The sequence below is a fragment of the Shewanella sp. SR44-4 genome, assembly GCF_014163715.1.
Taxonomy (GTDB): Bacteria; Pseudomonadota; Gammaproteobacteria; order Enterobacterales; family Shewanellaceae; genus Shewanella.
In genome coordinates this window covers 1-15,472 of the sequence record NZ_JACJDU010000032.1, presented here as the reverse complement: position 1 = coordinate 15,472, position 15,472 = coordinate 1, and the positions used below count along the sequence as shown (strand labels likewise).

Genomic DNA, 15,472 nt, shown 5'->3' with positions numbered 1-15,472 from the left:
GCGCTCTTACTTATCCGACTTATATTCGTAATTATAATATCCATAATACCCATATGCATTACTGGCTTTTTTGACTACACCATTGAAGACCACGCCTTTCACGTCGATACCATTTTGCTCAAAGCGATTACGAGTCAATTCGATTTCACGCAGATGATTCTGACCAAAGCGAGCAACTAATAACGTTGTGCCAGTGTGGGCACTGACAATAGCAGGATCGGTTACCGCTAATATTGGTGGAGTGTCTATAATAACCAAATCGTATGCAGCGCTTACCTCTTCGACTAGCTTGCTAAAATTAGTGTGCATTAATAATTCGGATGGATTGGGTGGTATTTGTCCGCGAGTAATGACTTTTAAACCTTCAATCTTACTTGGTTTGGTGATCTGTTCTAAGGTTAAACGGCCAGATAAGTAATCACTTAAGCCATCATCCCATTTTAGTCCAAACTGAGTTTGTAAATAACCTTTGCGCATATCAGCATCGATAATCAGTACTTTTTTGCCACTTTGGGCCAGTATTGCGGCTAAGTTTACCGAAATAAATGATTTACCCACCCCTGGGCTTGGGCCAGAGATAGCAATAATATTATTTTTAGCTTCCATCATGGCAAAATGTAAGCTGGTTCGGAGGCTTCGTAGGGCCTCAATGGATAAATCGGCCGGATTGTCTATGGCTAAAATCGATTTAGCCTTTGCAGCCGCTTTAGCTTTACTCGATTTACCGAAGCCCATAAGCTTTTGTTGATTTTCGGAGTACGGCACACTGGCATAAACTGGTAAGCCGATTGCTTCAATCTCGCTAGGGTCTTCTACGCCGCGATACATTGCTTTTTGCACTAACACAATCGCAATGGCTAACATGCCACCCAGCATAGTAGCCATAACCACGATTAAGGCTTTTTTAGGCTTTACTGGTTTGGAGGTGTTGACCTCAGCAGAGTCAATAATGCGCACATTACCGACGGTACCTGCACGGACAATATCCAGCTCCTGAGTTTTACCCAGTAACATGGTATAAATCTCGTTACTGACTTCAACATCGCGCTTTAAACGTAACAGTTCTTGTTGAGTTTCTGGTAAATTCCCTACCTGTCCCACAAGCTCTTTCTTTTGATCATTAACTGCACTAATTTGCTCGACTAAGCCCTGGTAAGTAGGATGATTTTTTTTGAACTTACGGCTTATTTCTAGTCGTTTTAATTCTAACTCTTGTAATTTTGTCTCTAGGGCAACAACTTGCTCAAGCACGCCTTGGGTTTCTAACGTGATGTTAATAGACTGACGCTTTATTTGATAATCGTTAAAGCGTTGCTCGGCGAATTCAAGTTGCTTTTTAATTTCAGGTAATTGTACTTCCAAAAACTCTAATGATTTTTGTGCTTCAGCAGAATTTCGCTCAACATTACGACGGACATAAATTGCCGCAACTTTATCCAATACTTTTTCGGCATAACTCGGATTGTCGCTTTGTAAGCTTAAGTTAATAATGCCTGAGTCTTTACCCTTTTCACTAGCACCTATTGCCACCTGTAAATCTAGAATGGTGTTCAATCTATCTTGGCGCGTGATTGTAAATTCTGTACCTGGTCGAGCATGTAACGTGCGCACAGTTAAGCTAAATTTTGCATTGCTTAACTCTTGACCCACTTTGCCTTTGAGAATTTGTTCGCCATCGCCGTTTAATAACGCTACTGCGTTGTTTTCTAGAGTGACTAACGTAAACCCTAAGCCTATGGCCGATTTTGGTACATCGAAACGGAATACATCGATAATTTCGCCGCCCCAGGCATAACTGCTGGCACCAAAACTGGGCTCGGCTAGGTCACCTTCATTCATAGGCGCAAATTTACGAAATGAACGGGAACCAATAAATGGAAATAGGTTTGGCTCAGCAATAACATCTAGCTTTAAATTATCGACTGCTTCACCAATCACCGAGCGAGATTTTAATAATTCAATTTCGGTCACGGCTGTTGAAGTGCTTTCGAACATTCCCGCCATATCATCCAAACCAGGCACAGATGAACCGCTGTCTTCTACTTGGATCATCGCAGTTGCCTGGTATACAGGTGTTGATAACACTGCATACACAACGCCGACGAACATAAATAACGCTGTTAAACCGATAATAAAATATTTACGGTCTAACAAGGCGCCAAACAATGCCATTAAATCGATTTCTTGTGCTTGTTGAGCAAGGTTATCAGTTTTTTTTGTTGTAGGCTGAGCACTCATTAAGTTGCCATTCCTTATAGATATTTTTGCCAAGCGCTACATGCGCTATCGATTAATGCGTACACATGCTCAAAGGCTTCTTGGCTTTGGCGATACGGATCGGGAATTTCTGCATTATTGATCCATTTCCCTAATAAAAACGTTTTGCCACGCGCCTCAGGGTAGCGACTGTGAACATCGTTTAAATGGCGTTGTTCCATAACAAGAATGACACTATTAGTGGCAATTAATTGCGACGACAATTGCTGCCCCTGGTGGGTGTCCATTACTACGCCATGGCTTAAGGCAATTTTTTGCGCCATGGCGTCAGCTGATTTAGCGACTAGCGCGGTTAATCCTGCTGATGCGATGGTGATATTTTTATCGATAAGCTTGCTTTTTAATACATACTCAGCGGTTGGGCTGCGGCAAATATTGCCTGCACAAACCATTAATACTGAATCAAACATGGTGTAAAGTCCTTAACGGAGTAGACATTGATTGATTAGTTTTAAATACCATCAATTTGATCTAATGTCGCGACCGATGGCAGTAATAAGCTGATTACGCGGTTCCAACGGGCCAATGGTGCAGATGTTACATACACAATATCGTGTGGTTGTAACTCAAATTGTTCAGCCAGTACCAACGAGGCAATGTTTTTGGCATGTAGTTGATAGACATCGGCTAAAATACCCGTTTGTTGATAATCGCGTTTACGCAGTACAAATATGCCGTTAGCATCGGCGGTGTTTTCGTTTAGTCCGCCTGAATCACTTAATGCCTCTGCTAGGTTTAAGCCATAACGGTTCAGCATTACCGTACCGGCTTTTTTGACGTCGCCTAATACAAACACTTTTTGCGCATCGTTACGGTTTACATGCACGATGTCGCCGTCTTGAAGTAAACGGTTTTGTGATATATCGCCTTGGGCATAAAACTTGTCTAACTCTATAATCTCAGTGGTTTCACCTCGAGTAAATGTAACAGTGCGCCAGTCGGCGGATTCTGATAAGCCGCCCGCCTGGTTTAATGCGTCAATAAGGGTTAATGGAATTTCTGTAATAGGAAACACACCCGGTTGGGTGACTTCACCAGTGATATAGGTTTTTTGGCTTCTAAAACCAACCACTTTAATATCGACTTGTGGGTCTGCTATGACTTTACTTAACCGTTCAACCAATTCTTTATGTAATTGTCTGACGGTTTTACCTACCGCAGGAATATTAGGTGCATAAGCATAAGTAACGGTGCCATCTTGTTGTACCCTAAAACCATCAAACTCGGCTGTACGTTGAACCGCAGCAGGAATGGTTAACTCAGGGTGATCCCATACACCTATGGTTAGTACGTCACCAATTCCTAACTTATAGTTATAATTGCTAGTATCGATACCTGCATAACTGGACATCGGTTTAGCACTTTTTCGAAGTTGTTTTTGTTGTGCTATTAATGATGCATCAATAATTTGAATATTGACCTTGTCTAAGTCTTGTTCGAGGCTTCTTGTTTGATCACCAGAATCAATCCCCTCAAAATGACTGCCGGGAACAATGGCGCAACCCGACACAGATACAAGCAAAAATGATGTAATGAGTGTTTTGTAACTAAACGTCATTGTATGATTCCAATTTATTTAAATTTTTTGTAATGAATTAAGGGTAAACGCTAAAAAACAAAAGCCTAAAAAGCAAAAGCCTAGATGCTAGATTCTAGGGCGCTGCGCTGCTATAAAATCTTAACTGCGAAGCAGTCCTTAGCAGGACGAAGTCCGCCCTAGAAGCGAAGCGCACTAGCCGCGAAGCGGCCTAGGCTCTATGGTGCTGCTATAAAATCTTTACTGCGAAGTAGTCGCTAGCAGGACGAAGTCCGCCCTAGAAGCGAAGCGCACTATCCGCGTAGTGGCCTAGGCTCTATGACTCTAGAGCGCTGCGCTTCTATAAAATCTTTACAGCGAAGCTGTCCTTAGCAGGACGAAGTCCGCCCTAGAAGCGAAGCGTACTATCCGCGTAGCTTCCTAGGCTCTATGACTCTAGGGCGCTGCGCTGCTATAAAATCATTACAGCGAAGCTGTTCCTAGCAGGACGAAGTCCGCCCTAGAAGCGAAGCGCACTATCCGCGTAGTGGCCTAGAGTCTAGAAAGCAAAAGCCTAGATGCTAGATTCTAGGGCGCTACGCTTCTAAGTAGAGCAAAAGGCTAGAAAGCAAAAGCCTAGATGTTAGATTGCTATCGCACGTCATCGCTCTATACCGCCTGACACCGCTCTAACTGCTAGAGTCTAGTTCATTTATTATCGTTTTTATAATTTTAGGATTAGCTGACTCGTTAAGGAACAAAGGCGTTGCCATGTTTCTTATGAGAATTGAGTGAACATAATCCATTATTTATTCGAGGAGATTAGTCGACAAGCCAAAGGGGCTCATTCGCTATTTATTGTTCGATATCGCCTGATACCGCTCTAACTACTAGATTCTAGAGCGCTGCGCTTCTAATAGAGCAAAAGGCTGGAAAACAAAAGCCTAGTTGCTAGATTCTAGGGCGCTGCGCTGCTATAAAATCTTTACAGCGAAGCTGTCCTTAGCAGGACGAAGTCCGATCTAGAAGTGAAGCGCACTATCCGCGTAGCGGCCTAGGCTCTATGACTCTAGGGCGCTGCGCTGCTATAAAATCTTAACTGCGAAGCAGTCCTTAGCAGGACGGAGTCCGATCTAGAAGCGAAGCGCACTATCCGCGAAGCGGCGTAGAAACAAAAGCCTAACTACTAGATTCTAGGGCGCTGCGCTGCTATAAAATCTTAACTGCAAAGCAGTCCTTAGCAGGACGAAGTCCGCCCTAGAAGCAAAGCGCACTATCCGCGTAGCGGCCTAGGCACTATGACTCTAGGGCGCTTCTATAAAATCTTTACTGCGAAGCAGTTCCTAGCAGGACGAAGTCCGATCTAGAAGCGAAGCGCACTAGCCGCGAAGCGGCCTAGAAAACAAAAGCTTAGAGCCTAGAGCGATCTTCAGACACGCTACCGCCCATAGGTTACGGCTCCAGCATGCCTAAAACTTCAACGAAACTTCCATTTTTTAAGCATTTACGACTAAATTACGTCGAATATGCATTTTGAGCGCTGATTATACTTAAAATTTCTGTAATTTACAGACGGAAATGACAATCTTGTGATTAATTTTGCCATTATATTGCGGTTACGTGACAGAAACACTACAGCCAAAAAAACTAATATACAGTATTAAACCCTAATTAATCATCATGATAAGCCTACAATAACGGTTACAATTAGATATTAGACTTGCTGTATTTATTTTTAGTCATAAAAAAAGGATATTGCTGATGCAATATCCTTTTTTTGAAGCAAAAATACACATTTATTGGCGTTTTTAATTAATCTGTCTGTAGTTAACTATTTATTTTATCAGTGTAATTGCATATTTTAACCGAAACCGACTGATACACCCTTTTCTACTTTAGCAATTTCAGTTTTCTTATATCATGAATAAGAAGAAAGATGTCCTGCTTATAAGGTTGACGGCTAAACACTGAATCTAACTTGTCCTCACGTAATGCATACCCAACAAATGCATACATGCGAGGGGAGCTTAGCTTGTCTCCATAATAGTGCTGCTGACCCATTATATTAAAGACTACTACGCCATCTTGCGAAATCAACATACTAATGGCTTCGGTTAACTGAATTTAATCCTCGATCCCGTTGGTGTTTTAGCTGTTCAAGCATAGGTTTACTCAAATAACGCCTAACAACAGCAAGATTCGATGATATTTAACCTATGGCTGGTTTTCAGGCATCGATTAAAGACAACATACGAATACCTAATAAGTAATCGTAAAAACAAGATTCATTTAACATCTTTTGACGAAATCATTTAAAAATATTAGCAAATAAAGAGTATAGCGATAGACAATTTAGTCGCTACGTTTTAGCCAAGTAATGATCTGCCAAACATGGGCAAGGGCCCAATTGTAAATAATAAATAAAGCGATAAACGAGCTGAACATGATCCATTCAGGAACCAGATAAAACTCCCCTGCTAAACCACACAGAGAAAGTAACAATGACAACAAAGTAATTCTGATGAGGGTTTGTTTACGATTGTAACCTGCTCGCTCAAAAATATGATGTAGATGATCACGATCTGGATTAAAAGGTGATAAGCCTTTTTTAAACCTTCTAAACATAATCGCGGCCATATCCATTAACGGAATAGCAATCAAATACAAAGCCGTTACTGGAGAGAATACAGGCTCATTAATGCTAACCCCATGATGTACGTTATAAGGTTGAGTACCTAGTACTAATAACCACACTACAGTTAACCCAATTAACATACTGCCCGCATCACCCATAAATATTTTCTGTACTGATATAAAAGGCCAACGAAGGTTAAAAAATAGATAAGCAAGGATAGCGGCATCAAACAGTAATGGCAGCAAAAACCAATCATTACCAGCACGGTAAAATAACACAGACAATGATGTAAAAGTGACTAAACTAAGCATTCCTGCTAAACCATCGATACCATCAACCATGTTAAAGGCGTTAATTGAGCCAATAACAGCGATTATGGTGAGTAAAATACCAACGTAACCCAGTTTAAACTCAAAAAAGTAAAAAATATCGCCTAGTGTTGTTAGATAAAAACCTGCACCAAAAACCAAAATAGATGCTGTAATAACTTGAGCAACAAGACGTAAACGCACTGACAAATCATAGCGATCGTCTAAAACGCCTATAAAAAGAATCATTGAGGAGGAAATTAGATATAAATTAAGCGTTTGGCTAGCTTGAATAAATAAACTTGAAGCGAAGAAAATACTACAAAAAATGGCTATACCACCAATAAGAGGTATAGCACCATCATGACACTTACGCTCGTTAGGTAAATCTAACAAGCCAACCTTAGCAGCAATGGGCTTAAAAACTAAAATAGCCGCAAAACTCAACACAAAAGCTGTTATAAACGGAACAAAATAATCCATCACCTCATCCTTAAGCACATACAAAACTCAAAATACAAAACGAAACTTTACCACTTATCGATCCAGACCACTTACCTGATCCAGAAAATAATACACCTTATACTTCACATATGTAATCCGATTGGTGATAAATATTAATTAATCGCGTGATGGTAAGGTAAACAGAAAATGTTTGCGCAAAAAAGACGTGATGCGCCAAATATTTGAAATCACGGTGAAATAAACACCAAAAACAAGTAGAAAAGAAATAAACATAATAAATTCAGGTGCTTGATACAAATCCGACAGAATACCAACTATAGCCATAATTGCGGAAAATGAACAGATTACCAAGAGTGACATTGTTGAAGTCATTCCAATACGCTGGCAAATATGATGCAAATGCTCTCTATCAGGTTTAAAAGGTGATTGACCTTTTTTGATTCTTCTCGTCATTGTACAAACCATGTCCATAAGAGGCAAGGCAATAAACCACAATGCGGTTACAGGTCGAATAACCAAAGAATTATCTGGTTGGCTTGCTTCAATCAACAACCAAATAACAGTAAACCCGATAAACATGCTGCCAGCATCACCCATAAATACTTTGAAACGACGACCAAACGGAAAGCCTAAGTTAAGCATGATATAGGGCAGCATAGCGCCAACGAACAACATGCAGTAAAGCGCTAAATAGTCGTTTCCAGCGAGATAAAACATTAAACCAAGCGCGGAGAATGTCACTGAAGCAAGCCCACCTAATAATCCATCAATACCATCAACCATATTAAATGCATTGATTGCCCCTATTACGGCAAAAATGGTTACGATATAACTCAAGTAAGTTGGGATGACTAAGGCTGTATCGCTGATCATAGCGCCAAGGTAATGCAAACTTTTGTAACCAATCAAAATCATAGCAAGTGAAATACAAGCTTGGACCACTAGGCGCGATTTAAAACTTAAATCGTATTTGTCATCTAGGGCACCCAATACAATTAGCACTGTCGAACATACAACGTAAAGAAGTAAAGCGTTGGTAATAGGAAAAAGCGCAAACAAGGCGATCATTAACGTGCAGTAAATTGAAATACCGCCAATTAGAGGGATCTGACCTACGTGCAACTTACGCTCGTTAGGCTTATCAACTAAGCCAAAACGTTTGGCTAACTTTCTGAAGATGAACAAACTGGTGAAAGAAGCACAGAATACAAATAATAAAGACAAACTCATGGACATAAATGACTCAGTGTTAGATAAAATTTGGTTGAGCTCGCCTAAAAATTACGTAAATTATTTACGCGAAATAATAAATACGTTTTCGACTCAAAAACGTACAAAATAAACTTTAGACAGGTGGTAACAAAGCCTATAGTAATCAGTTTTAAATCGTCATGTAATACAGGAGCACACAATAAACATGACATACCATAACTGTTTTAGGTGAAAACAATCCGGAGTGTCTTTAAACTGAATATCCACGCTATAATATGATTAATTAGCTAATATAAAAATACTCAAAAAACTTATCGTTTAGTAGAATAATCATACTCAAAACAGTCTTTAATTAAAAAATAATGAAGACAAATATTTCCATCTTCATTATTTAATTTGATATAATCTTATTGTTGAACTTGATATACTAGAAATTATAAATATGTCTCTTCGTACATCTGATTAATAATTTTCCATGTGTAACGACTTTCAGCGATCTGCTTCATATTAACTGCAATAGCTGATAACTCATCAGTAGTCACCTCTGTCAGCATGCTATTCAAATTATGTGATGAGGAAAAATATACCGCCAGATCTTCGGTACTGTACCTATTAAATTTACAGTCAAAAGCAAAAATTGGTTTTTGGAAGTGCATAGCTTCGACTAAAGAGGGATTGGTGCCTCCAGCAGAGTGTCCATGAATGTAGCCCTTACATTCGCTTCTTAGCATAAACAACTGTTTAATATCGTATATCGGATCAATAACATCAATGTTTGGTTTGTCTGAGAATTCTTTTTTGAGCTCTCTACCGAATTCACTAGAATTCCAATTCCCAACAAATTTTAACTTTTTATCACTATTTACAAACGCTTCTAAGATCATTTGAACATTGTTCTCAGGCTCTATTCGACATAATGATAAGTAGTAATCTTGTTCTTGGCCAACGTCGATACCTTCAATCATTGCATGATCACCTCCATAAGCAATAACAACATTGTCCGTTGAATATTCAACGTCGACATAATCGCCAATGGCTTTGTTATCAGTAATAATCACGTCAGAATATTTAACTGCTATTGATTCTGAAAACTTTAAGAATCTCTTAGCCCATTTGTTCCATTTATCACGTTTCCATTCTAAACCATCTATATTAGTGACGATTTTAGCTTTAGAGAAAAACTTAAAAATAGGTAAAAAAAGGCATCCAGAAACACCTAATATTAGTACTGTATCAGGCCGTAAAAACCAACATCTAATTAATGATAAAATATCATACGGTATACTTTGAATACCATTCGCATTTAATGGCAAATAAACTAATTTAGCATCGTTATAAGTATATACTTTGTCGACGTAAGACTTACCTGAGCAAAAAATAGTATAATCAATCTCATTTGACTTATACAATGTTAAATTTTCGACTAGCGATTCAAACCCACCATAACAAGCAGGTATACCAACAGTACCAACGACTGCAACCTTAATCATTAAAGTAATTCCTGATCTTTCATTCTGGTAGCAGACTTGTCTTTTTCTGAAAGAATCGGCTGATGAACTAAAGGCCAAATAATGCCGATATCCGGATCATTCCAAATAATAGAATGCTCAGACTTTGGGTTATAATAATCAGTACATTTATAAACAAACTCAGCACTTTCACTCGTTACGTAAAAACCATGAGCAAATCCTTCAGGCACCCAAAGTTGACGTTTGTTATCAGCTGAGAGTAGCACTCCTACCCATTGGCCTAAAGTTGGTGAGTTTTTCCGAACATCAACGGCAACATCAAAAACCTCTCCAGAAACGACACGAACTAACTTACCTTGGGTATTTTGGGTTTGATAGTGCAGTCCACGCAAAATACCATGCATAGATTTTGAATGATTATCTTGAACAAACTGAATAGGGCCGGTGCCAATAAGTTCTTCAAATTTGCCTTGTTGCCAAGTTTCCATAAAAAAACCTCTGTCGTCACCAAAAACTTCAGGCTCAATTATTTTAACTTCAGGTATTGCTGTAGCTATGATCTTCATAGTTATTACTCTTATTTTTTATTATAATTTAAAATATATATTTATTTTATTCGTCCAACTTTATTTTCAAGCTAATTTTCATTGTAATAAATACTAAAACTACAAATAGAAGTTACGCAAAAATCTTTAAAATAAAAACTGAATCAAACTAAATCAAACTTTTCAAAATATGCTATCAAAGCCATTTTATACTCTTCAGCAGTAAACTTTTTTGACATGGATAAAGCTTCGTTAGAATATCGATTCCAAACATCAAAAGAACTATTTAAATATAAAACAAACTCAACAATTTTTTCTGTATTCCTAGCATCAACGAGTAAGCCATTTTCATTATTAACGAATTCAACAGGACCTCCTACAGTTGGAGCTACTACTGGGCAACCAAATGCCATACCTTCTAAAAGCGATAAACCAAAAGTCTCAGTCCACGCTTCAGGTAAAGATAAATTTAATACTAAGAAACTCTCCTGAAATAACTGTTGAATATTAGACGGACGAACATGAATTATTAAATTTTTTGGTATCGTGTTGCCAGCAATAAATTCATCATATTCATAACCTTCGCAATTTATAGCTGCAACAACGTTAAATTTAGGTAGACTTAATGCAAGTGAAATTAATTGTGATATTCCTTTATATTTTTTTAACGAACCGGCAAAAAACAACTGTTTCCTTTCAAACTTTGAGCGAAAATCAAGATCATTGGAAGGAATAAAATCTGTTCGTAAACCGTTATAAATAACATCAGATACAATTTTATCAAAACTTTCTTGATGTTGAAGATATTTTGAAACAAATATTACACTTGTAGCACAATGTTGTATAAAGAATCGTAAGAAAGCTTTAAGTAAATCTGGTTTTATATGTGTTTCATGTACATAGTACACCACTTTGGTAGCAAATAATTTTGCTGCCACCCCAGCTCCAAATGGAAGCATAGTATTAATTATCACCGTTGACTTTCGGTTTTTTAGCCTATTACCGATCAACCAAAAAGATAACTGGAAGAATAAAAAAAGCTGCGATATTAAAAAATAGAAAAGTTGAATATAACGATTATTACTTCGTGCATAAAAGCAATTAATCCGTCTCGCATTAATACCATCAAGAAAGCCTCTATGCTTACTTGTAAGTACATATGTATTATTCGGTTTGCTAATACCACTGTTTATAGCATCCCTAAATACTCTAGGACTACCACTAAAGTCATTAAATAAATGAACGTAAAAAATATCTACACTTTTTTTCATTTTGATTTCTTTTAAATTTCTTTTAAAATTCTTGCTGGTACGCCACCAATTACGCAGCCTTCAGGAAAAGAGCCTTTAACAATTGAACCTGCTGCAACAATACATCTAGGACCAATTATAGCTCCGTCAAGTACGGTGACCTTGGCTCCTATCCAACAATTGGGACCGATTGAAATACCTTGATGAGTAACACCTTGATTACGAATTAAAATTTCTTTATCGTCGAAAATATGATTCTCAGGGTGAACACTAAAATAAGCTCCAATAATAGTATCGTCGCCAATTGAAACACCACCGGCTCCCCCTAGATGACAGAAGTCACCAATACCTACGTTCTTACCTATGGTAATATTATCTCCAATATAAGCCAAAGAACCGCTAACTTTAACGATACCGAAACGACCAATACTTGATCCATCACCCAAAAATAAACCGTTGACACTTAAGGAATCAATGATACAAAAATCTGATATTGAAACACCCTTACCAATTTTTAATTTTTTAGTACCGTATACCTTAACATTTTGCCCAAGAAAAACTATTTTCCTTACCTTTATAAGGCCTCTCATCAACGAAAAAAACTGAGACAAAGATAAATTAATTAAATACAAATCGTCGACGTTCTCATCAATTTCGAAAGTACGACCTTTAATTTTTAAAACCATAAATTCAATAAACTTTTTAACTATCATATTTATTTACCACAAATGATCAATTTATTACACTCAAAATATTATCAACCCGATTTGACCATGAATTATTATCAATAAATTGGATCCGTTGTTCTTCTGTATATTTTTTACCTAAGCCATTTATGATAATATTTTTTAGTTCATCTTTAGTATTATAAAAATGAACAAATGGAGAAAATCGTTCAACCTCAACATATTGAACGCTTATAATATTATTTCCAAAATTAACGTATTCATATAATTTAACTGGGTCGACCCCCAGTACAAGATCATTTAAAGTAAAAGGCATTAATAAACAACTATACCCCTTCGAAATAGAAAAAAGTTCTGAATGATTAGCTACTCCACGATAATTTAATCTAGCAGCGGAAGGAATAATAACACCGGATTCAATAGGGCCATAAAGGTCTACAGTCAAATCTGGTATTTGCTCGAGAACATATAAAATAGATTCGAAGTCAAACCAATTTGAAATTGTACCAAAATAAGCCATATTTCTTACTTCAGCTGGAGGTATAACCTCTTCTGTAATTATCTTTCCACCAAATGCATTACGAGATAGCGATGCTTTAATATTATATTTATTAGCTATTTTTTCTTGTAACCATGAACTGGTACAGAATACATAGTCACTCGAGTTTATACATGCCTTATCGAACCTAGTAATATTATTGTACTGCCAACAATTTTTCTCATGAAATTCTGCATTATCATCCATACAATCATAAATTAATTTAAAACTTCGACTGTCTGGAATATAAGCAATTAAAGTAGGATGAGTTAACCAAACATAATCAGGTTTAAAAAGTAAAATCACGAACCTGAAATATAGCTTCAATAAATGAGTAGAAACACGATTTAATAATTCACTTCGATTAGAAAAAGGAAGTTTAAAAAATGGAAACAAATTTTTATCAACGCGCTTACCATTTTTCTGTAAAAGTTTTCGAGAAAAAGAAAATTGATACATTTTTTTAACATTAATATTTTTATCTTCTAAACCTTCAGCGATAAATTGTGGGCGTTGTTTTATCCAATTCCAATCAATATGTGAAATATATAGTACTTTTTTATTAACAGCCATTATTGAAGCCTTACCTTATCAATTTTAAAAACACTAAAACAAGAGTACAAAAATATAATGTATATGTTTAGTGTGAAATCAAAAATATTTGAATAGTTCATTAGAAAAAAAAGTGATGATAATGACAGAAAACCAGTCAAGCCGATCAATTTATGCGTAGGGGTACCATATAAGTAAACTCTATAGAATGAAGCTATTAGAATAAGCAAAAATGAGAACAGAGGAATACTGTAGAAAAACCCTAAATCATTTACTATTGTTGCAAAAGACGATTCGTAAAAAAATTGATATGCCTTTAAATTACCAGTTGAACCAATACCATATCCCATTGGATTAGCAGTTATGTTATCGATAAAGCTTAGTAACATAGGTGTTCTAGCTTGTGACGAAAGATCGCCAATACCCAATAAATCACTTAAGGGAGCAATAGCAAAACTAAAAACAAAAAGGAATACAAAAACAACAATTATTGATCTAAAACTGCTTATTTTTAAAAGTTTTAAAAGACTTAATAAAAGTACAACAAAGCATAATGAAAGAGCTGGGTTTCTAATTCTTGTAATGAAAAGAAAATATATGAATATTATAAAAAATAGAAAATACAATATTTTTGATTTTTTCTTCAACATACAACAAGCAATTAAATAACATATTGGTATTAACAAAACTTGTGATAACCCAGTTGAGCTACCAAAGAAACCATATGCTCTTACATCACCATCTTTAAGATGATTCCACGAACCAAACATCTCAAGATTTGAATATAGTTCGTAGAAATAAAATAAATTATAATCACCATTAAATAAAGTTTGTATCCACAATGAATATATAAAATGGATCAACAAGCAAACTACCATTACTGGCATTAAAGTTTTAAAGAACTGAGTATGAGGTTTACCTGGTAGCACATATAACAACGATAATAAGAATATCCAGAAGTACATATTCTGAATACTTAACATTACCATGGTTCCATTACCTTTTACAAAGTACCCTATATAAATTAAGATTCCTATGTATAAAATAACAAAGAATGTTTTTGTTCTTATCTCAAAACTGGCTTTCAAAATACCGGAGAGTAATAATATCAAAAAAGTACCGTATAAGAAGACAAGTTTGAATAGTGAGAATGAATAATATAGCTTATCGAGGCCATTTGTTTTCATTGAAACTACAAAATAATTTTCAAATAAAATATAGCAGAAAACTATTAATAAGATTGAACTTATAAGGTTATAAGATTTGCTTTTATCATTTATCATTAAAAACCTAATCAACTTTCTACAATTTATTATTCATTACAAGAAAATGAATTCTGCCAATTTAAAAAATCTCTCATTCTAACAAAAAGAATAAAACCCAACCCAATGATATACCCGAATAATAAACCTTGTATTCCTAGATAAAACCCAAATAAATAACCTGAAAACATCGTAATTACAGAGCCGATGGACAATATTACAAAATCACGTTTTGTATTACATGAAATAATATATTGCATGCCAATGAATGCATTTACTGCATATAAAACAGTTATAATGCTAATTAGGATAGATATTGAAAACCCCATAAAATACTCATTGTAAAAAAAGTATATAATAGTATTTGAGAATGCAAAAAAACCTAAACATAGAAAAGCAGATATCATTATAAAAAGATTACATCTCGATTTTATAAAACCTGAGTCTAACGTTTTATTATTAAATCTAATTAAAAACTCAGATTGCCATACTGCAGAAATTAAGCTTGATAGAACAATAACAAAAGAAGGAATTTTATAACTTAGATTAAACTGAGCTGTCGCTTTATCACCATATAAAAGCGAAACCATATATATAATACCACCGCTTAATAACCACCAACACATACTTGCTGGTATTAATGGCAATGAATAATCTAACATTTTTTTGAAAAAAGCATTAGGAATAGATAGGTTCTTATTTACAGAAAAAATAATCCATATAATATAAATACTAAAGCATTCTGATAACAGTAATG

General features: G+C 36.1%; 12 protein-coding genes. All 12 read right to left on the bottom strand.

The features are described from left to right. Positions 1-6 precede the first annotated feature (6 nt). A complete protein-coding gene (locus tag H5125_RS14615; RefSeq protein ID WP_182744601.1) occupies positions 7-2,238 on the bottom strand; it encodes a polysaccharide biosynthesis tyrosine autokinase in 2,232 nt (743 codons plus the stop codon). A 14-nt stretch (positions 2,239-2,252) separates the two neighbouring features. After that, on the bottom strand, positions 2,253-2,687 hold the full coding sequence (locus H5125_RS14610) for a low molecular weight protein-tyrosine-phosphatase (protein ID WP_182744600.1): 435 nt from the start codon (positions 2,685-2,687) through the stop codon (positions 2,253-2,255). A 41-nt stretch (positions 2,688-2,728) separates the two neighbouring features. Then, positions 2,729-3,835 (bottom strand): polysaccharide export protein, encoded by a 1,107-nt coding sequence (locus tag H5125_RS14605; protein ID WP_182744599.1) that lies wholly within the window; start codon positions 3,833-3,835, stop codon positions 2,729-2,731. Positions 3,836-6,145: 2,310 nt separating this feature from the next. Next, positions 6,146-7,219 carry a UDP-N-acetylglucosamine--undecaprenyl-phosphate N-acetylglucosaminephosphotransferase gene (gene wecA / locus H5125_RS14600; RefSeq protein ID WP_182744598.1) on the bottom strand — a complete coding sequence of 358 codons (1,074 nt, stop codon included), beginning with the start codon at positions 7,217-7,219 and terminating at the stop codon, positions 6,146-6,148. A 138-nt stretch (positions 7,220-7,357) separates the two neighbouring features. Beyond that, the gene (gene wecA, locus H5125_RS14595) at positions 7,358-8,437 is read right to left on the bottom strand and encodes a UDP-N-acetylglucosamine--undecaprenyl-phosphate N-acetylglucosaminephosphotransferase (protein WP_182744597.1); all 1,080 of its coding nucleotides are present in this window, start codon (positions 8,435-8,437) and stop codon (positions 7,358-7,360) included. Positions 8,438-8,847: 410 nt separating this feature from the next. Further along, entirely contained in the window at positions 8,848-9,903 is a 1,056-nt protein-coding gene (locus H5125_RS14590) for a DUF1972 domain-containing protein (RefSeq protein ID WP_182744596.1), read from the bottom strand. Beyond that, positions 9,903-10,448 (bottom strand): dTDP-4-dehydrorhamnose 3,5-epimerase, encoded by a 546-nt coding sequence (gene rfbC / locus H5125_RS14585; protein ID WP_182744595.1) that lies wholly within the window; start codon positions 10,446-10,448, stop codon positions 9,903-9,905. The genes H5125_RS14590 and rfbC overlap by 1 nt, the downstream gene beginning before the upstream one ends. Positions 10,449-10,591: 143 nt before the next feature. Continuing rightward, positions 10,592-11,698 carry a glycosyltransferase family 4 protein gene (locus H5125_RS14580; RefSeq protein WP_182744594.1) on the bottom strand — a complete coding sequence of 369 codons (1,107 nt, stop codon included), beginning with the start codon at positions 11,696-11,698 and terminating at the stop codon, positions 10,592-10,594. Between the two features lie 11 nt (positions 11,699-11,709). Further along, the gene (locus tag H5125_RS14575) at positions 11,710-12,390 is read right to left on the bottom strand and encodes an acyltransferase (protein ID WP_182744593.1); all 681 of its coding nucleotides are present in this window, start codon (positions 12,388-12,390) and stop codon (positions 11,710-11,712) included. 19 nt (positions 12,391-12,409) lie between these two features. After that, on the bottom strand, positions 12,410-13,474 hold the full coding sequence (locus H5125_RS14570; RefSeq protein WP_182744592.1) for a hypothetical protein: 1,065 nt from the start codon (positions 13,472-13,474) through the stop codon (positions 12,410-12,412). Continuing rightward, positions 13,474-14,565, bottom strand: coding sequence for a hypothetical protein (locus H5125_RS14565; RefSeq protein ID WP_182744591.1), 1,092 nt, complete (start codon positions 14,563-14,565; stop codon positions 13,474-13,476). The genes H5125_RS14570 and H5125_RS14565 overlap by 1 nt, the downstream gene beginning before the upstream one ends. A gap of 200 nt (positions 14,566-14,765) precedes the next feature. Beyond that, positions 14,766-15,472: lipopolysaccharide biosynthesis protein (locus H5125_RS14560; protein ID WP_182744590.1), on the bottom strand; the 707-nt coding region annotated here is incomplete at its 5' end.

Excerpts from the sequence above, each read along its gene's own strand:
- H5125_RS14615 (WP_182744601.1), bottom strand. The coding sequence starts at position 2,238 with ATGAGTGCTCAGCCTACAACAAAAAAAACTGATAACCTTGCTCAACAA.
- H5125_RS14610 (WP_182744600.1), bottom strand. The coding sequence starts at position 2,687 with ATGTTTGATTCAGTATTAATGGTTTGTGCAGGCAATATTTGCCGCAGC.
- H5125_RS14605 (WP_182744599.1), bottom strand. The coding sequence starts at position 3,835 with ATGACGTTTAGTTACAAAACACTCATTACATCATTTTTGCTTGTATCT.
- wecA (WP_182744598.1), bottom strand. The coding sequence starts at position 7,219 with ATGGATTATTTTGTTCCGTTTATAACAGCTTTTGTGTTGAGTTTTGCG.
- wecA (WP_182744597.1), bottom strand. The coding sequence starts at position 8,437 with ATGTCCATGAGTTTGTCTTTATTATTTGTATTCTGTGCTTCTTTCACC.
- H5125_RS14590 (WP_182744596.1), bottom strand. The coding sequence starts at position 9,903 with ATGATTAAGGTTGCAGTCGTTGGTACTGTTGGTATACCTGCTTGTTAT.
- rfbC (WP_182744595.1), bottom strand. The coding sequence starts at position 10,448 with ATGAAGATCATAGCTACAGCAATACCTGAAGTTAAAATAATTGAGCCT.
- H5125_RS14580 (WP_182744594.1), bottom strand. The coding sequence starts at position 11,698 with ATGAAAAAAAGTGTAGATATTTTTTACGTTCATTTATTTAATGACTTT.
- H5125_RS14575 (WP_182744593.1), bottom strand. The coding sequence starts at position 12,390 with ATGATAGTTAAAAAGTTTATTGAATTTATGGTTTTAAAAATTAAAGGT.
- H5125_RS14570 (WP_182744592.1), bottom strand. The coding sequence starts at position 13,474 with ATGGCTGTTAATAAAAAAGTACTATATATTTCACATATTGATTGGAAT.